At 62.7% G+C, this 17,386-nt stretch carries 15 protein-coding genes; 4 read left to right on the forward strand and 11 right to left on the reverse strand.

Annotation, left to right across the window (positions count from 1 at the left end; translation table 11 throughout):
* Positions 1-72: 72 nt before the first annotated feature.
* The 7 genes from SZ63_RS13260 to SZ63_RS09520 form a co-directional block, all read right to left on the reverse strand.
* Entirely contained in the window at positions 73-207 is a 135-nt protein-coding gene (locus SZ63_RS13260) for a hypothetical protein (RefSeq protein ID WP_277619449.1), read from the reverse strand.
* Positions 208-262: 55 nt separating this feature from the next.
* A complete protein-coding gene (locus tag SZ63_RS09495) occupies positions 263-844 on the reverse strand; it encodes a flavin reductase family protein (RefSeq protein ID WP_048184608.1) in 582 nt (193 codons plus the stop codon).
* Positions 845-886: 42 nt separating this feature from the next.
* Positions 887-1,645 (reverse strand): ATP-binding protein, encoded by a 759-nt coding sequence (locus SZ63_RS09500; RefSeq protein WP_048184610.1) that lies wholly within the window; start codon positions 1,643-1,645, stop codon positions 887-889.
* Positions 1,646-1,887: 242 nt separating this feature from the next.
* Positions 1,888-3,138, reverse strand: coding sequence for an ABC transporter substrate-binding protein (locus SZ63_RS09505; RefSeq protein WP_048184613.1), 1,251 nt, complete (start codon positions 3,136-3,138; stop codon positions 1,888-1,890).
* Positions 3,125-3,970, reverse strand: a complete 846-nt coding sequence (locus tag SZ63_RS09510) for a class I SAM-dependent methyltransferase (RefSeq protein WP_048184616.1) — start codon at positions 3,968-3,970, stop codon at positions 3,125-3,127. Before SZ63_RS09510 ends, SZ63_RS09505 begins: the two co-directional genes overlap by 14 nt.
* The gene (locus tag SZ63_RS09515) at positions 3,960-4,838 is read right to left on the reverse strand and encodes an ABC transporter ATP-binding protein (RefSeq protein ID WP_082122744.1); all 879 of its coding nucleotides are present in this window, start codon (positions 4,836-4,838) and stop codon (positions 3,960-3,962) included. Before SZ63_RS09515 ends, SZ63_RS09510 begins: the two co-directional genes overlap by 11 nt.
* Before the next feature lie 5 nt (positions 4,839-4,843).
* Entirely contained in the window at positions 4,844-5,923 is a 1,080-nt protein-coding gene (locus tag SZ63_RS09520; RefSeq protein ID WP_048184618.1) for a FecCD family ABC transporter permease, read from the reverse strand.
* Between the two features lie 149 nt (positions 5,924-6,072).
* On the opposite strand from SZ63_RS09520, the gene SZ63_RS09525 reads away from it, so the two are divergent.
* Both SZ63_RS09525 and SZ63_RS09530 read left to right on the forward strand, forming a co-directional pair.
* Entirely contained in the window at positions 6,073-7,302 is a 1,230-nt protein-coding gene (locus SZ63_RS09525; protein ID WP_206539413.1) for an ABC transporter substrate-binding protein, read from the forward strand.
* 223 nt (positions 7,303-7,525) lie between these two features.
* Positions 7,526-8,482, forward strand: a complete 957-nt coding sequence (locus SZ63_RS09530; protein ID WP_048184621.1) for a nucleoside recognition protein — start codon at positions 7,526-7,528, stop codon at positions 8,480-8,482.
* Between the two features lie 129 nt (positions 8,483-8,611).
* Here SZ63_RS09530 and SZ63_RS09535 read toward each other — a convergent pair whose 3' ends face one another.
* From SZ63_RS09535 to SZ63_RS09550, 4 genes are all read right to left on the reverse strand, one after another.
* A complete protein-coding gene (locus SZ63_RS09535) occupies positions 8,612-9,028 on the reverse strand; it encodes a hypothetical protein (protein ID WP_048184624.1) in 417 nt (138 codons plus the stop codon).
* Between the two features lie 8 nt (positions 9,029-9,036).
* The gene (locus SZ63_RS09540; protein WP_048184626.1) at positions 9,037-9,531 is read right to left on the reverse strand and encodes a winged helix-turn-helix domain-containing protein; all 495 of its coding nucleotides are present in this window, start codon (positions 9,529-9,531) and stop codon (positions 9,037-9,039) included.
* A 92-nt stretch (positions 9,532-9,623) separates the two neighbouring features.
* Positions 9,624-10,127 (reverse strand): hypothetical protein, encoded by a 504-nt coding sequence (locus SZ63_RS13195; RefSeq protein WP_241481310.1) that lies wholly within the window; start codon positions 10,125-10,127, stop codon positions 9,624-9,626.
* 41 nt (positions 10,128-10,168) lie between these two features.
* Positions 10,169-10,591 carry a hypothetical protein gene (locus tag SZ63_RS09550; protein WP_048184731.1) on the reverse strand — a complete coding sequence of 141 codons (423 nt, stop codon included), beginning with the start codon at positions 10,589-10,591 and terminating at the stop codon, positions 10,169-10,171.
* Between the two features lie 132 nt (positions 10,592-10,723).
* Between SZ63_RS09550 and SZ63_RS09555 the strand changes: the two genes are divergently transcribed.
* Positions 10,724-13,882, forward strand: a complete 3,159-nt coding sequence (locus SZ63_RS09555) for a PD-(D/E)XK nuclease family protein (RefSeq protein WP_048184629.1) — start codon at positions 10,724-10,726, stop codon at positions 13,880-13,882.
* Positions 13,869-17,111 (forward strand): UvrD-helicase domain-containing protein, encoded by a 3,243-nt coding sequence (locus SZ63_RS09560; RefSeq protein ID WP_048184632.1) that lies wholly within the window; start codon positions 13,869-13,871, stop codon positions 17,109-17,111. The genes SZ63_RS09555 and SZ63_RS09560 overlap by 14 nt, the downstream gene beginning before the upstream one ends.
* The last annotated feature ends 275 nt before the right edge of the window (positions 17,112-17,386 follow it).

Genomic DNA, 17,386 nt, shown 5'->3' on the forward strand with positions numbered 1-17,386 from the left:
ATTCCAACCCGATCAGCCGTGCCGGGTTGACGGTCATCGGGATTGGCGTGGTGCCCCTCAAACGTCACGACGTCATCCACGTGGCCGGAACGTCCGGAAAGGGCACCGCCCGGCGTCCCGGTCGGCGGGAACGGGGCCGTTGATGCTGCATTCCCCCCCTGTCCCGGTCTTCTTCGTATAGAGGGCGCAGTCGCTGCAGATCGGCATAACGGTCTCTTTTTCCGCCCGGGGGATATAGGTGTTTCCGGCCGATGGGGGACGATCAGGATCTCCGGACGAACATCTCGGAGTAGGATGCAAACCGTTCTGCATCGACGGGGTAAGCGAACCGGATCCCGTCGTTGCTGCAGACCATGCAGAGCGGCCGGGCGGCGCCGAAGTCCATATCGCCCCCATCGGTGGCATACCGGTCGTTCACTTCGAGATGGACGACGCTACCGATGACGAGCGCATACATCTCTCTCGTGATCTCCTCGACGAGCCGGCACTCCATCCATGCGACCGATCCCTCGATGCCGGGCGGCGCGACGACGGTTGAAGGCCGGGGAGTGAGCCCGGCTTCTTCGAACTCGTCGATCTCGGGCGGGAAGTTCCGGGCGCAGATCATTACTTCCTCGACCATCGTGGCCGGCGGCACGTTGACGACGAACTCGCCGGTCTCCCTGATATTGTCGAGGGTGTCGCGCCGCAGCCAGGAGGCGAGGAGAATCTCGTCGAGAGGCCGGAGGATCGGGGTGATGTTCCCCCAGGGTGCGGCATTTTGGATCCCGGCCTTCGAGATCGTCGAGATGAGCACCACGGGAAGCGGCAGAACGTTTTCACGGCTGTGCGGTGGTAGTTTCATGGTTTCTACGCTCTTTACGTCGGTATTATTCTCTACGGGCGGCTACCGCCCTTCCAGCGCCCCGACCAGTAAGCCGATGGTCTGGTGTCCGTTCGTCAACGCCTGTCCGCCGAGACCTGCTTCGAGAATGCCTGGCTCCTGCGGGATTTCGCAGATGATCCGGGACGGATCTGCAATCCCTTCGCGCATCCGGGCAGCCATGGCCGGATCCGTCTTGTTCAGCACATAGTAGAGCGGGACGCCGATCCCCTCCGTCATTCCCGTGATCTTCTCCGCGAGCCGCAGCGACTCGAACGAGGGGTCGAGCACCATGAGGATCACGTCGGCCTCCTGATCGATTCCGCGGCCGAAGTGCTCGATCCCCGCCTCGGTGTCTGCGATAACAACATCGCTGTCACCGAGGCGAAGACTTCTAAGAAACTGCCTGGCAAGCATTCCCATCGGGCATGCACATCCCTCTCCCGCATCGTGGATCTTGCCGATGGCGACGAGCCGAACACCATGGTCTTCGGCGACATAGTCCTTTGGAAGGTCGTCGAACGTCCAGGCCACCTCGATCAGGTTGACGGACGCCAGGTCGGGCATCGCTGCCATGATCTTCTCCCCCATGGCCTTCTTGCCCCCGAAGTAGTCCATCAGGTCGGGCGGTGCGTCCGTCCCGAGCAGACGGTGCAGCCCGAGGTTCGACTCGTCGGTATCGACGACCAGCACGGGGCGGTTCCTCCGTGCATACTCATGCGCGAGCAGGGCAGCGAGGGTGCTCTTCCCGCTGCCTCCTTTTCCGCAAATAGCGATCTTCATTTTTTGACTTCCGTTTCGTTGTCTGAATTTCGATTTTTGCTTGCGTTCTTTTGAGTTTATAGGTCGACATCCGTAAATCGGTTGGGACAGACCGTCTTTGCCATGATCATCTGGTTGATCGGGAACTCAGACCGCCCGGATTTACGGAGGTGGCCGCCATGAAGAGGACGGCCGCCAGCAAGCGCGATACGGATGACGCCGCAACACCGATGATCAAGGCAGAATGCGTTTTCATATCTCACTCACCCGCATGATGGACACGTTTCCACGCACCAATCCATCCACTGCGCCGATCTGAGGGCTTGTGCAGTGTCGTCGTCCACGCCGTAGACGTTCTTGTAGAAGTCCAGCAGCCACTCTGACAGTTCGATGTCCGCGAACCGCTCCGGATACGCCGCTTTTGCAATCACCATCGCGTCGATCGGGTATTCAAGGCGCTTGGCACAGTTGCAGGGCGTCCATGGCCAGGCAACGACCCGCCTGTTCTTCACCGCCTCAAGCTCCTGCAGGTTCTGGTAGTAGGGTGCCGAATAGAGTTCCTCCGGCGGGTGGTATCCGTTTGCCGTGCAGAGGACGATGACATCCGGATCGATGCTCAGAATCTGTTCAGCCGAGACCGTCTTGAAGTATCCGGGTTCTGCAAAGGCGTTCTGTGCATGGGCTATCTCTTCGATGAAGTACGACTCGATGGTGTCAAGGCCAAAGACCTGCCCGGCGCCTCCTGCATTCCTTGCGGTGGGTGAAAGCCCTAAGATGAGTACGCGCGGCCGCTCATCCAGCGGGATGTCTCTCGTCCGCTCATCGATGAGACAGACCTGCTCCTCAAGATAACCTGCGAGTTTTGACGCATCCGCCTCCTTTCCAAAGACCTGCCCGATAATCATGATCTCATCAGATATCTTTGTGAGATCAGGATCTTTGAATGCAGGGGGCCCATAGACGACGATCAGAGGAATGCCTAGAGACTCAATTGTCGAAATTGTTTTTGTGACGGATTCGTCGTCGACTTGCCGGGCGGTGCATGAACCGACTCGTAGGATTACCACATCCGGTTCGAGCGCTACAAGGGATTCGTAGTTGAGTGCTGTTCCGGATTCGGCAATACGGGGGATTTCCATGATTCGGCGGTTCAGGTACGTCACCGGATTCATTCCGTTACGATACCAGTATGACTCTCCATGGTTCGTCGGGAATTCATAATTGAAGTTCCTCTGAAGACAGGATGAACCCACTCCAACGATGGTGTCCTGCGTCCCGAGATACGTCATCGTCCCCTCTATCATGCCGTCGGAGATGGTGACGACCCGCTCGATCTTCTCCGGCACCTGCACCGCGACCCCGCGGGAGTCGACGACCGTCCGGTATCCGGGTTCAGCAGTTTTGCCTGGTGCTTCTGCGGGCTGTTCCGTTCCGATGCATCCAGCACAGAGGGCGACCAGAAACACTAGAAGCACGGCGACGGCTGTTCCGCCATAGACCTCACTCGCCCGCACCCGTCACCTCCCACCAGAGTTTCACCCTCGTGGTCATGCCGGAGAGCAGAAGGTCACCGCCGTTCTCCGAGAGCGTCCCGGCGAGGTAGTCTCTGAGGGTCGCCTCCTGCCGGGGGATGGTTACGCCGTACTGCTCCCTGAATTCGGCGACCGCCGCTTCGAGGTCCGGGAACCTGCGGACGTGCTCCAGCCGCGAGGTCTCGACGTTCGGGCAGATCCCCATCGAGTAGAGGACGTTGAAGAGGACGTCGGCCTTCGGCCCGCGCTGGTATTCCCTCCCGTGAAGTTGCGGCCAGAGGTCGATCATCGCCTGTTCCCAGGACGTCGTTCCGGCAAACCAGAAGAGATACACCCATCGAGAGGACGCTTCGCACATCTTCTCGATCGCCGCCCTGATATCCGGCATCCCGAGCGAGTACGAAGCGACGACGACGTCGTAGTGCCCTTCGAGATCGGCGGCGGGGTCGACATCTTCCCAGCGTTTCCGCACGATCGTGAGGTTCGATACGCCCGATTCCGCAGCGTACTCGGCCATCACCCCGGCCATTCCCGTTGCCGGTTCGACGGCGGTGACGTGAGCGGCGACGCCTGCGAGCGGCACCGCCAGGGTTCCCGGTCCGGCGCCGATATCGAGCACCCGCGCTCCGGGCCCGACCGGCAGCCCCCTGATGACGTGGCGGATCCGGATGGGGTTCTCCCGGGACTGCTTCAGGAAGGCGAGCGCCCTCTCCCGCGATTCCCAGTTTGACCCGCAGTCACCGCCACGGCAGCATGCGTTCACGTCGTATAACTCCTTCCAGACAGCATTCCAGTCGGTCTCTCTATATGTCATTGAAATTCTCCGCTAGTACAGTAGATTGTGATCCCACGTCCACACCGCCGCCCGTCCGTGCGGGCAGCCCCCCGGCTGCCGGCACCCGGCTCTCCCGACGCTCCGCAACGCAACGGGGCATCACCATCTGCACGCCCTCGAACGTCCGCACTGCGCATGTGTCCCGGTAGATCGCCTCGAGAACATCCTCGGAGATGACGTCCATCGGCTCGCCTTCGGCGACAACACGTCCCGACCCCATGACCACGACCCTGCTGCAGAACCAGGCAACATGGTTCGGATCGTGACTGCAGGCGAGAATCGTCTTGCCGTCCTCGGCGACATCGCGCATGATCTGCCATATCCGCATCTGGTTCTGGAAATCGAGGGCGCTTGTGGGCTCGTCAAGGAAGAGTATCGGGGTGTCCTGAGCGATGGCGCGAGCCATCAGGACCATCTGCCGCTGGCCGCCCGAGAGCTGGTTGTACGGCCGGTCGGCGAGATCGGCGATTTCGAGTGCGGCCAACGCGTCCATGGCGATCTCCTTGTCGCGCCTCTTCACCCCGAAGAATCCCCCGAGGTGCGGTGTCCTTCCCATGAGAACGACCTCTCTCACAAGGTAGGGGAAGGGCGGTTTGTGCTCCTGCGGCACGTAGGCGACGAGCCGTGCGAGTTCCTCGATAGAGCGCTGCGAGACGTCGTCGCCGCATATCTGTACCGTACCCTGATTGGCGTTCAGGAACCGCAGACAGCACTTGAAGAGCGTCGTTTTTCCTGACCCGTTCGGACCGAAGAGGCCGCATAGTTCGCCTTTCCCTACCGAGAAGGATATTCCCGAGAGCACGGGGACAGTCCCGTATTTGAAATGGATGTTCTGGACGTACAGCATGACAATCACCCGAAGATGACTCTGCCCTTGTGGCGGAGCAGGTAGCAGAGGTACGGCGCTCCGAGGATGGAGGTCAGGATGCCGACCGGGATCTCGGCCGTCGTCAGCGTCCTTGCAAGCGTATCGCAGACGATCAGGTAGCACCCGCCCATCATCAGCGACGCAGGGATGACGAACCGGTTGTCGGGCCCGAGAAGCATCCTGGACGCGTGGGGCATCATGAGCCCGACCCACGCGATGATACCGACGAGGGAGACGGCGAACGCGGTGATGGCGGTGGCGAGCGCGATGACCACGAATTTGTACCTCTCGGGGTTTACCCCGAGCGTTCGCGCCTCATCGTCGCCCATGGAGAGGACGTTGAGTTTCCACCCGAGCCCCCAGAGGACGACGAAACTCACGAGAACCGCAGGGGCGAGGAGGAGGACGTCGTTCCAGGTCGCGTAGTAGAACCCGCCCATCAGCCAGAAGACGATCTCTCGCAGTGCCGTATCGTTTGCGGTGTACTTGAGGAGCGAGACGAGGGCGGAAAAGATCGACCCGATGATCACGCCGGCGAGGATGAGCGTGATGATGGGGGTCTCGCCGCGAACGCGGGCGAGGATGTAGGCGAGGGTGACTGCGAGGGCGCCGAAAATGAACGCGGAGAGCTGGATCGAGAAGAATATCGCCGGAAAGACGATCCCGAGGGCCGCACCGAAGGCTGCTCCCGACGAGACGCCGAGGATGTAGGGTTCGACCAGCGGGTTTCTGAAAACACCCTGAAAGACGGCGCCTGCAATGGCAAGCGCTCCGCCGACAGAGACGGCAAGGATGATCCTCGGTACGCGGATGTCCCAGATGATGGTGTTGTGTAGTTTCGGTAGAGAGGTAACGTCGCCGAGCGTGAGGTGGACAAGGATTGTCCGGTACGTGTCGGTGATCGAGATGTCGTACGCCCCCATGACGGCGGCGATGCAGGCCGTTGCAAGGAGCAGGGCGGCGAGGGCCGCGAGAACAGCGATCTTTCTCCCTTCTCCGAATCCGTCGACGGGATCGTAACCCTGGTTGATGAGGAGTTGTTTGAAGCCTGTTGACTCTGTCATGCGGTATCCTCCTGCCCGGTCGGCGTGGACACCGTCATCTTGGTAGCAATAATATATAAATTATTAATATCTGATGTTACTTTAGTTAATTAAAATCTTCTTTGATGCAAATAATCCAACTTTATATGATACTTATTCAATTCATATCTATGAAACGTAGTTGTTGCGGCGGAAGGGCCGCCCTGCTTTTTGTCTGCCTGTTCTGTGCGATCCTCTTCTGCGGGTGCACGGGAACGACCGCCGGCGAACCGGTGGGTGACCCGTCCGGGATAAGGACGATCACCGATATGCGCGGGCGGACGGTGGAGATCCCGGCGACGATCGATCGGGTCGTCTGCATCGACGATGGGTTCGTCGAGGGCATCATGTACCGGTTCGGAATGCAGGACCGGGTTGTCGGGCTCGGCGGCGAATGGATTAAGGACTACAATTACACCTTCGAGGCGAAAAGTGGCGGGACGTATGAATACCAAAACGGCATGAATCCGGTCAGGTATCTCGTACCCGATCTTGCCGACCTCCCGGTGCTGGTTACGAGCGGGACGGCGATCAACTACGAGACGCTTGCTTCCCTCGAACCGGATGTCGTCTTCCTCCGTGCCGGGGCATGGGCGTTCAGCGCAGGATCCGATGAAAGCCTTGAAAAGACGATCCAGACGATTGACTCGCTGGGCATCCCGCTCGTTGTTCTTGTCGGCCCGCCGTATCAGGAACGCCCGACCGTGGACCATGTCGGCGAAGAGATCCGGCTCGTCGGCGAGGTCTTTGCACGGCAGGAGGATTCTGATGCGCTTGCGTCCTATCTCGAGGGGGAGATCGCCGTGATTCGGGAGCGCACGAAAGACATTCCTGATAGTGAAAAACCGCGGATGATGCAGTTCGGTCTTTCGCCGCGGGCCCGGCAGGGCGGCGGTGCCGGAATGGCCTGGGGCGGCGATACAATCGAGTCTTATTTCATCGAGGAGATAGCAAACGCGAAGAACGCGTATGAGGGCACCGGGGCGTTCGTTGTCGTCTCGACCGAGCAGGTTCTTGCGCTCGATCCTGATGTGGTAGTTCTCCCGACTGCACAGGGCTACCACCCGGCGGAGGAGCTGTATACCGCCCCGTATTACCAGAACCTGCAGGAACTTTCTGCGGTCAGGAACCACCGGGTCTACGCCCTGCCATGGACGCCCTACAACTGGGCAAAGCGGCTGGAATACCCGATCGAGGCGATGGTGATTGCAAAGGCTGCATACCCGGATAGGTTCGCGGACATCAATGTCGGCGAGTGGACGCTTGACTTCTACCAGCAGGTTTACGGGGTCGATGAAGCGACGGCGAAGGAACTCCGGTCGGTCCAGTGGATGGACTGGATGGTCGAGGAGACCTTCTGAGCGCCGGAGATCGGCGGCCGTGCGTGGAGCTCATCTCCACGCCATCGTGGTCGCGAGTCCCGGCCGGGGGCATGGTGTCCCCGGCGGCATCCCTGCGCGTGAGTGCTACCAATATTGTCCTAAATCATATTTGGTGGAATTTTAAGGCACGAATCCAATTATTTATTAGATTGAAAGCACAGGTTCTTCATATCACAGGGGTGCGGCAGTCCCCGGGAGAACCATGTACGACGGTATCATTCAGACGGCGACGCTCGCGGCCGGGCTGCTCGGCGAGGTCGTCCCGATGATGGTCGTCGGGGTCTTCCTCGCCGAGGTGCTCGTCGCCCTGAAGATTGCCGGCAGGATTGCGGCCTTCTCCCGCCCCCTCACCTCGTTCGCCCGCCTGCGGGAGGAGTGCGGCACGAGTTTCCTCATGGCCTTCGTCTCTCCTCCGGCCGCGAACGCCATGCTCGTGGATTACCATGCAAAGGAGATCATCAGCCGCAGGGAGATGATCATCGCGGCAACCATGAACTCGTTTCCGACGGTGGTCATGCACTGGCGCTATCTCCTCCCCGTCTACGTCCCGCTCCTCGGCATCCCCGGCCTCGTCTACTTCGGCCTGCTGATGCTCGTCGGCCTCGCAAAGACCGTGATCGTCATGCTCTTCGGCCGTGCCGTCCTCACCCCCTCGCCATGCGCACCGTTCGTTCCGGCAGAGGAGCCGGCCGTCACGCTCCGGGAGGCGCTACGGACGGCGTGCACCTCCTCGAAGAAGACCCTCACGCGCCTGCTCTCGATCACCGTCCCCACCGTCGTCGTCGTCGCGTTCCTCATCAACGCCGGCGTCTTCGACCGGCTTGCCGGGATGATGCAGGGCGCGGGAGCAGCATTCCCCGTGCCGCCGGAGGGGTTCGCCGTCATCGCGGCGCAGTTCGGCAGTTTCGTCGCGGGTGCGAGCGTCGCGTCCGCCCTGCTCGCCGCGGGGGATATGACCTGGCAGCAGATCGTCCTCACCCTGCTCGTCGGCAACGTCCTCACCAGCGTGACGCGGAGCATCCGGTGGCTCGGGTCTTCTTACGTCGCGATCTTCGGGATGCGGACGGGAACGGAGATCATGCTCGTCTCGACGGTGCTCCGGAACGGGATTATGGTGTTGCTGGTCGCCGTGCTGGCGTACGGATTCGGGTGGGGGTGAGAGTGCGGCGTGGCGGGTGGCGTTCCTGGGTCAAGCGTCGGGATGTGTTAGCAGGCTGCTTCGCTCTTTTGGTGCTGTAAAAAAAGTTCTTCGATGGCGTGGAAATTCTTTGAAAACGGGATAATTGGATTAGATCTGTAGATCCCCTTTTTCCCGCAGATAATTCCCGGGGCCTGATGTCGCGAAGGTAGCAGTCAGTATGGCTTCGAGAGGTTTGAGGATCGATGTACCTTCGTCGAAAGCATCGGCAAGCAACCTCATTCCTTCTTGAATTTTTTCAAAATGCCTCGCTTCAAGTGGGACTGTGCTATCGCCGGAACGAATGCGTTTAAACCGATCCATCAACCCCGTATAGCAGGTATTGAGGACGAAATCAGCCATAAGGTAGTCATCAGTGAATGCATAGCGGAGTGTGCGATTGGTAATCCCATACGCTGCAGAGAAATAGTAAATTTTCTTCTCAATGTTCTCTTCCTTTCGCATCATCGCTTCTACCCGCCGCAACTCGGTGACGAGTTCCTTTCTGAAGAAATCTTGCCTTGACATAATTTTCCTCACTGGAAATATCTCGGATGCTCATCGCCATAGATGCTATCTGCAGTCGCACAAGGTGGGACGGGCACAGATGTCGCTCCAATGACACTGCCCCCCCAGGCTCCACCCTCAAAAGGAGCATACCCGGAAATCCAGCCCTCCTCTGCGGAGATGTTCAGTGGTGCGCTGACATCCCTGTCCTGGATATACTCGTGGATTTCTTTAAGCCGTTCTTCACCGAGCATTTTCTCGATGAGGGCATTGTTCAGGTCATCAATGCGCCGTACAATCGAAGAATCCGTATTAATCGAGTAGAGAGGAACCCTTCCTGTACCCACGTTCAGGAGGCCCCATGCAACAAATTTTTTCACGACCCTGCCTGCGGTGACACGCGAAACGCCTGCCTCTTCTGCGAGTTCGGTAACGTTAAATTCCATGTCGGATAGCGGCAGGAGGAACTCGAGAATTCTCAACTCGCAGGTATTTCCAAATAATCCTTCAAACGGACGTGCCATAGATCTCACATAATCTCATGCAGTGATCAAGAATGCTATACGCGTACCGATAACTGGTATTGTCACAAGTGATAAAAATATTTTGCATAATGTCAGAGCTTACGATATCGCCCATCAACGACGTTATACCCATGGCTTTTTAGAGCAAAGATGGCGCTCTTCATGTCGGCTATGTAGTATTTCACTTTCTTTTTCCTGATCTTCGCCACATATCCGTCGTTCATCAGGATCTGAAGTGTATCTTCAATGGACAGACAGGATCGTCCCGTGAATTTCTTTATATAAATTTTGTACAGTTTTTCGGAATGGTAGCCTGCATCCGTCCGAAAGTGCCTTCCCTTGTATAAAACATCGAGAATAAAGAGCGCTTCATCAGGGAGATCGCATGACATAGGGCACTGATTTACAGTTTTTTTCGTTGTGATATATAATGTGGCGGTTTGCGCCTCGTTGCTTTTGAGGGGCCGATATCGGTTTTCCTCCCTCATCAGGATCATAAATACGCTCTGGCGACGGCTTTTTTGAGCCGCACGGAAAGCCTGTGTTGTCTCACCGTATCCGGTTTCATCGCATACAGGTGGCCCTGCAGATTGCATCGCTCACGAACGCGGCTGCTTCTCAATGAACCACCCCCGGCTCACCCACCCCTCTGCGCCTCCCGCACCGCCCGTATCTCCGGAATCTCCATCCCGCCGAGCAGTTCGACGATCGCCTGCACGTAGGGCTCCTGGCGGGTGCAACTCGGGGATGCGCGGGGGTCGCTCCGCTGCCCCCGCCGCCCCATCCCCGCGTGGCCGGTGGCGACGTAGTGCAGAAAGTCCTCCTTCGGGAGACCCCACCGGCAGTTGACCTGCAGCCGGACGAAATCCGGGTTTTTCGGGTTCGGGAAAAGTACTGCACGCGTCGTCGGGAGCGGAACCGGATCTCCTCCGTTCGATGCGGCGAGAATAACTACCTGCCGCCACAGCCGGTCGCAGGCAGCCTCCGGGCAGACCCGGCAGTAGCGATTCGACGGCGGCGTGCCGTCGCCGGTGTAACGGCGGCAGAAGTTCGTGTCCATGAGCATTCAGTAGGTCTCTGTGCCCGCACTTAAACCGTGCGGGCATCCGGGCGATCCCGATCACTTCTCCGACCCAAATAACAACACTCATCCCTCCTCCATCCCCAAACTCTCTTCAGGAGAGATCACCGGATGTCCCCCGCCGTTCTGTACCGCCAGTTGCCCGGAGAGGGTCTCGACGCGTTCATCGCGGAGTTCCGGAAAGCCGCCGCCCGCGACCCGTTCGGCACCGTCTTCATCGTCCCGACCTCTCACCTTGCCCGGGAGATCATCCGCCGCCTCGGGGAAGAAGGCGCCCCGGTCGTCGCCGATGCGGTCACGACCCTCTCCGGGTTCGCCCGGAGGGTCTTTCTCGATTATGCAACGTCGGAGACACTGATCTCCAAAGCCGAGTCCCGGCTCATCCTCGCCCGCATCCTCGCCGCCGGCAGGTACCCGCTTCTATCCGGCACCGGGGCGGTCGACGATCTCGCGACCCTTTTTGAAGTCATCCTCATGCGGAAGGTCGACTACCCGGCCGCCCTCGGCGACCTCGCGACCGCTAAAAGCGTCGAGATCGCGCGCCTCTTCGATGCTTACCGCCGGTTCCTCGACGAGCACGACCTCGTCGACGAGAATACGCTCTTTGCCCGCGCGGTTCGGCTGCTCGCCGATACGGGCTGGTTCCGGACGGTCTATATCTACGGTCTCTTCGAGCCGATGCCGCGGGCAGGCGGCAGCCATTATGCCCGCCCTCCCCGGAAGGTCTTCGCCTATGGTCTCTTCGAGCCGATGCCGCTCGAACGCGACCTCCTTTTCTCTCTGCGGGAGTCTGCGGAGGAATTTCACTACTCGATCCCCTACGCCAGAACCCCGGCGGTCTTTGCCGACGACGGCGAATGGCTGCTCCCGGATGCGGTCATATCCGGGGATGCTCCGGACACTCGCCGCTCACGCCTCGCCGCCCTCTTCTCCCGGTCCGAGCCGGTTGACTGCTGCGGTTTCGTCCGCCTCGCAGAACGGCGTGACCGGGAGGGCGAGGTCCGGGCGATCGCGCAGGAGATCCGCGAGCTGGTTGCCGCCGGCGTGCGGCCGGACGAGATCGCGGTCGCGTTCCCCGACTTCGCATCGGCGCTTCCCTGCGTGGAGGAGGTCTTCCCCGACTTCGGGGTTCCGTACGCCGCGTCCGATGGCCGGGCGCTCTCCGGATCGCCGCTTGTCCGGGCGCTGCTCGACGTCGCTGCGGTTCCCGCCCGCGGTTACCGGCGGGAGGACGTCGTCGCTCTCGCGACCTCCCCCTACCTGCCGTTCACCTGCGGCTGCGACCTCGACGTCTTCTCCCGGGAGGCCCGGATAACCGCCGGAGCGGCCGCCTGGAACGAGCGGCTCGCCGCGCTCGCCCGCGCCGCCGGCGAGGAGCGGGAACGGCCGGACACTCCGGAATCGGCAAAAGCCCGGCTCGCCGAAAAGGTCGCCGCCATCGAGTCGGCACACCAGACCGTCCGGGAACTCTTCGCCGATCTCTCGGCGCTCGAAGGGACGAAGACGCTTGCCAACCATATCGCCGCCTACCGATCGGTCCTCGAGCGGTGGCAGGCTCCGGCAATGCCGGAGGACGGCGATCCCGATCTCCTCGAGGAAGAAGCACGGGAGCTCGGGGGATTCGCCGGTGTCCTCACGGCGCTCGAACGCCTCGCCCGGCTGCTGCCGGACGAGAAGATGCCCCTTGCGGAGTTCTCCTCCCTGCTCGCGCAGGTTGCCGCCGGCACCCGGACAGGCCGTCGGCGGAGCAACGGCGGCGTCCGGGTGGTCGGCGTCCGGGAGGTTGCGCACCTCGCCGTCCCTTATCTCTTCGTCGGCGGTCTCGTCGAGGGCGCGATGCCGCGGCTGACCACCCGGCTCCCGTTCACCACCGACGCCGAGACCCGGCGCCTTCGAACGCGGTCGAGAGAGGATATCCTCCGGGAAGAACGGTATTACTTCACCGCCGCCCTCCTCTCCGCCCGCTCCGGGGTCTATCTGAGTTACCCCGCGGCCGACGGAGCAACACCGCTGGTGCGTTCCGGGTTCGTGGACGCCGTTCGTGAGGCGTTCTCCCCGGAGGCATGGGGGAGCGATGATTTCCCGGACTCGGGGCTCGCGGCAGCCCGGCGAGCCGGGGCCCTCCTTGCCCGGGGGGAGTTCCCCGTCGGGATGCCGTGCCCCCTCCCCGTCCGCGAGGCCGTCCGCCGGCTCAACATCGAGAACTACCACCGGAGAGGCGGCTACGGCTCGCCCTACGACGGCATGCTCAATGACGACCCGATGATCGCCGCGGCGCTCGCCGAACGGTTCGGCGCTGGAGCCGTCTTCTCCCCGACGGCTCTCGAAACCTACGCCGACTGTCCGTTCCGGTTCTACCTGGAGCGGGTTCTCGGCCTTGCACCTCTCCCGGAGATCGATCCCGACCTGACGGCGCAGGAGCGAGGGAGCCTCGTCCACCGGATCGCCTACCGGTTCTACTCCGGCTGGAAGTGCGACGGCAACGGCCCGGTCACCGGGGCGTGCTACGCGGACGCCCTCCGGCGGCTTCTTGAAACCGGCCGGGAGGAGGCGGACCGGTTCGCGTTCGAAACCCCGGCATGGGTCGCGGACAAGGAGCATCTCCTCGGGTCGCCGGCGGCAGGACAGGGGGTGCTTGAGCGGTTCCTCCGGCACGAGGCCGAGGTCGCGGCCTCCCGCTTCGTCCCGCACGCGTTCGAGGTCTCGTTCGGCCTCCCGCTGGTGCCGGGAGAGGTCGACGCGGTATCGGTGCCCGAAGCGGTCGCGATCCCGCTCGGCGAGGAGACCATCCGCCTGCGGGGCAGGGTCGACCGGGTCGACGTGCTGACCGATGGGCGGTTCATGATCACCGACTACAAGACCGGGTCGTCACACCCGCGGCTCAAGGATATCGAGGCCGGGAGAGCGCTCCAGCTCCCCCTCTACCTCCTGGCGGTCGAGAGCCTGACCGGGATGGAGGGGGTCGCGGGCACCTACTACACCCTCAGGCGCGGGGAAGTCCACAACAAGCCGGTCTTCTGGGACGCGGGGCTAAAGGACTGCTTCTCCTGCTTCCCCGGCTCGCAGCGGAGCAGCGTCGAGGACGTCCGGGAGGTGGTGAAGACCGCTCTCTTCTGGACGAAGCGCTACCTCGCCGGGATACGCGCCGGGCGTTTCCCGCCCCGGTCGGACGCCGGCCCCTGCCCGGGTTACTGCGGATTCAAGACCGCCTGCCGGTTCGACGCGCTGCGGCTGCTTAATGCGGAGGCGATGCCCGATGGGACTGACTGAACGCCAGGCGCGGGCCGCGCTCGACCACTCGACGAGCAAGTGCGTCACTGCCGGTGCGGGAACGGGGAAGACGCACGTCCTGGTGCAGAAGTATCTCAGCCTGCTCGAATCCGGTGCCGGTGTCGGGGAGATCCTCGCGCTGACCTTCACCGAGAAGGCGGCCGGCGAGATGAAGATCCGGGTCCGCCAGGCGATCGCGGAGAAGGAGGGCGAGCGGTGGGACGCTATCCGCGACGAGTTTTTGTGGGCGAAGGTATCGACCTTCCACTCCTTCTGCGCCTCGGTTCTCCGTGAGTTCCCCCTCGAGGCCGGCGTGGGGCCATCCTTCGCCGTTCTCGACGAGCGGGAGGCGTTCCGGCTCCGTGAGGAGGTGATCGAAGACCTCATCCACGGCAATCCGCCCGCGGAGTGCCGGGACGCGGTGATCGGCACCCTCCGTGCGCTCGGGGCCCATGAACTGAAGAACTATCTCGAGGCGCTGTACTCGCGCCGCGGAGCCGCGGAGGCGTTCTTTGCCGCCCTCGCCGGGAGCGAGGAGGGGGTGCTCGACGCCTGGCGGGAGGCTCTGGAGCGGCACCGGGAGGCGGCGCATGCGGCCTTCTTTGACCGTGCCGCCCCTTCGATCGAGACGCTTCGTCACCTTGCCGCCCGCTACCCGGGCGAGCGCGACCCGGCCGAGGCCTACCTCCGGGCGGTCGAACCCTGCCTCGCCGGTGAGGTTGCGGTCGCCGGGATCGTCGAAATCCACAAGGATCGGCGTTTCTCCACCCGGATGGGGCAGAAGAAGAACTGGGAGGGGGACGACCTCGGCGACCTCCGGGCGGCCTACGGCGCCCTCAACCAGTGCCTCAAAGACCACGCCGGAGCCCTCACGCTCGCGCTCGACCGGGCCGACCCCTTCACCCGGGCGACGCTCGCCTTCCTCCGCGACCTCGGGGTGGTCTTTTCGACTTTCCTCGAGGCAGTGGAGGCCGAGAAGCGGCGGATGAACGCTCTCGACTTCGACGACCTGGTGAACCGCACCCGCCGGCTCTTTCGCGACCGGGGGGAGATCGTCGAGACGCATTTCAGGAGCCGGTTCCGGTTTATCCTGGTCGACGAGTTCCAGGACACCGACCCCGTCCAGATCGCCATCATTCGCGCTGTTCTCGGCGATTCCGCGAACCTTTTCATCGTCGGCGACCCGAAACAGTCCATCTACCTCTTCCGGGAGGCCGACGTCACGCAGTTCTCGCACACCCGCGACCTGATCGAGCGCGAGCTCGGCGGGGAGACGATCGCGCTCGACGTCAACTTCCGGAGCACGCCCGAGGTCGTCGGGTTCACGAACGCCGTCTTTTCCGCCCTGATGGCGGAGGCCGGCCGGCCCTGGGAGTTTCTTTACGAACCGCTGCGCGCGATTCGCGGAAACGACACCGGTTCGGTCGAACTCCTCCTCTGCCACAAGATCAGGGAGCGGGCGGCCGGCCGCCGGGCCGAGGCGGAGATGGCGGCGAGAAAGATCCGCTCTCTCGTCGAGCGGGGGGAGAAGCAGGTCTGCCGCGACGGGGAGTCCCGGCCGGCGGGTTACGGTGACGTCGCCGTCCTGCTCGAGCGGCGGACGAACCTCGCCTACTACGAGTGGGCGCTCGCCCGCTACGGCGTCCCCTACCACGTCCATGCCGGCCTCGGGTTCTACGAGCGCCAGGAGGTCTACGATCTCTACAACATCCTCCGGTTCCTCGCAAACAACCTGGACGACGCGGCGCTCTACGGCGTGCTGCGGTCGCCGTACTTCGGGCTCTCCGACGCCCGGCTCTTCCATATCGCCCGGTCGCCGGGTTCCTCCCTCTGGGAGCGGCTGCAGGCCGCGGAGGAGCCTGCGGCGGCGACCCTCCGGGGCTGGCTCTCGCTCTCCCGCAGGCTCCCGCCCGCCCGCCTCCTCCGCCGGATCGTCGACACCTCGGGGATCTTCGTCGTCTTCGGCGGGATGGCCGGGGGCGAGCAGGCCGCGGCGAACGTCGAGAAACTGATCGCCCTCGCGAGGGATGCCGACTGCTCCACGCTCGCCGGTTTTGTCGCGGAACTCGGCCGCTCCATCGACACCGGAGACCGGGAAGGAGATGCTCCTCTCGACCTTGCATCCGCTAACGCGGTCTCGATCATGACGGTGCACGCCGCGAAGGGGCTCGAGTTCCCGGTCGTCGTCGTCCCCGACCTTGCGGAGACGCCGCGGTCCGGCGGAGGCACGATCATGGTGGAGGAGGGGCTGCTTCTCGGGGTCTCGATACCGAACCCGGCAAACGATCACGAGCGCGAGGAGACGCCCGTCCTCCGGCTTCTCAAGGACGAGTACCGGCAGAAGGAGGAGGCGGAGCGCAAACGGCTCTTTTACGTCGCGGTCACCCGGGCGAAGGATCACCTCATCCTCTGCGGGGAGGTGCCGGACGCGGCCCCGGAGAGTCTCGCGGACGCCAGGACCCGGATGGCCTGGATCGCGCACTGCCTCGGGCTCTGCGACGAGGTTTACGCCCGGGGGGAAGCCGTCCTCGGGACGCTCCGCATCCCGATCACCCTCGATCCCGCGGCGATCCCGGTCGACGTGCAGGAGACCGCCCCGGTCTGCCTGCCGGTGCCGGACGACGCCCCCGTTGCAGCCGTCCCGGCGGGCATTCCTTCCAACGGGAAGGAGGGGCGCGCCTACTCGGCAAGCGAGCTTGAGGCGTACCTCCGCGGCCCGGGGGAGTCCCGGCCGCCGGGGCTCGCCGCCGGGGAGGATGCGCTGACCCGCGGCCTCGTCGTCCACGAGATCTTCCGCGGCCGGGACCCCGCCGCGGTGCTGCGGCGGTACGGGCTGGACCCCGCCCGGGCTCCGGATTACCAGGAACTCTACGGACGTTTCCTTGCATCGCCCCTGATGCGGGGGATCGTCCGCGACCACCGCGAGGTGCCGTTTTCGGCGCGGGTGAACGGGTTAACGTTCAGGGGGGTCATCGACCGGCTGGTGCAGCGGCAGAACGGCACCTGGATGCTCATCGACTACAAGACCGGGACGCCGGGGGACGCCGGGGAGTATGCGATCCAGATGGCGATCTACCGCCGCGCCGCCGCCCAGATCCTCGGGGCTCCGATCATACCCTACCTCTACTTCGTCGACGCCGACCGCTGGGCGGAGATCGAGGTGGACGAGGATCTGGTCTTTGCCGAGATCGCCCGTGCGGTCAGGGGAATCGAAGAGGAAGGTCTCTGACGGCGGGAGCCGGTTCTTCGGATCTCCGGTGCGTCCCGGAATCGCCTGATCCACGGGTATCCGGCGAGGTTGTCCGGGGCGTCGCCGAAGGATGCCTGCCCGTCCTCTCCGGCGGAGTGCGGTCTCTCCGGAGCGGGGATGAGTAAGATCGGACGAAGATACTTTTTCCAGGTTCTGCAGCAGGGATGCGCCGTAACCGTGAGCATACCCTGTCGCGCTTGTCCGTGATCGGATCTCGCCGTTCATTCGGGGAGCGGCGCTTGCCGGTCGTGAAC

This window comes from Methanoculleus sediminis, assembly GCF_001017125.1.
GTDB classification, from domain to species: Archaea; Halobacteriota; Methanomicrobia; order Methanomicrobiales; family Methanoculleaceae; genus Methanoculleus; species Methanoculleus sediminis.

What these genes read in the sequence shown, in the direction of transcription:
- SZ63_RS13260 (WP_277619449.1), bottom strand. Translation starts at nt 207, where the DNA reads ATGCCGATCTGCAGCGACTGCGCCCTCTATACGAAGAAGACCGGGACA.
- SZ63_RS09495 (WP_048184608.1), bottom strand. Translation starts at nt 844, where the DNA reads ATGAAACTACCACCGCACAGCCGTGAAAACGTTCTGCCGCTTCCCGTG.
- SZ63_RS09500 (WP_048184610.1), bottom strand. Translation starts at nt 1,645, where the DNA reads ATGAAGATCGCTATTTGCGGAAAAGGAGGCAGCGGGAAGAGCACCCTC.
- SZ63_RS09510 (WP_048184616.1), bottom strand. Translation starts at nt 3,970, where the DNA reads ATGACATATAGAGAGACCGACTGGAATGCTGTCTGGAAGGAGTTATAC.
- SZ63_RS09515 (WP_082122744.1), bottom strand. Translation starts at nt 4,838, where the DNA reads ATGCTGTACGTCCAGAACATCCATTTCAAATACGGGACTGTCCCCGTG.
- SZ63_RS09520 (WP_048184618.1), bottom strand. Translation starts at nt 5,923, where the DNA reads ATGACAGAGTCAACAGGCTTCAAACAACTCCTCATCAACCAGGGTTAC.
- SZ63_RS09525 (WP_206539413.1), top strand. Translation starts at nt 6,073, where the DNA reads ATGAAACGTAGTTGTTGCGGCGGAAGGGCCGCCCTGCTTTTTGTCTGC.
- SZ63_RS09530 (WP_048184621.1), top strand. Translation starts at nt 7,526, where the DNA reads ATGTACGACGGTATCATTCAGACGGCGACGCTCGCGGCCGGGCTGCTC.
- SZ63_RS09535 (WP_048184624.1), bottom strand. Translation starts at nt 9,028, where the DNA reads ATGTCAAGGCAAGATTTCTTCAGAAAGGAACTCGTCACCGAGTTGCGG.
- SZ63_RS09540 (WP_048184626.1), bottom strand. Translation starts at nt 9,531, where the DNA reads ATGGCACGTCCGTTTGAAGGATTATTTGGAAATACCTGCGAGTTGAGA.
- SZ63_RS13195 (WP_241481310.1), bottom strand. Translation starts at nt 10,127, where the DNA reads ATGCAATCTGCAGGGCCACCTGTATGCGATGAAACCGGATACGGTGAG.
- SZ63_RS09550 (WP_048184731.1), bottom strand. Translation starts at nt 10,591, where the DNA reads ATGGACACGAACTTCTGCCGCCGTTACACCGGCGACGGCACGCCGCCG.
- SZ63_RS09555 (WP_048184629.1), top strand. Translation starts at nt 10,724, where the DNA reads ATGTCCCCCGCCGTTCTGTACCGCCAGTTGCCCGGAGAGGGTCTCGAC.
- SZ63_RS09560 (WP_048184632.1), top strand. Translation starts at nt 13,869, where the DNA reads ATGGGACTGACTGAACGCCAGGCGCGGGCCGCGCTCGACCACTCGACG.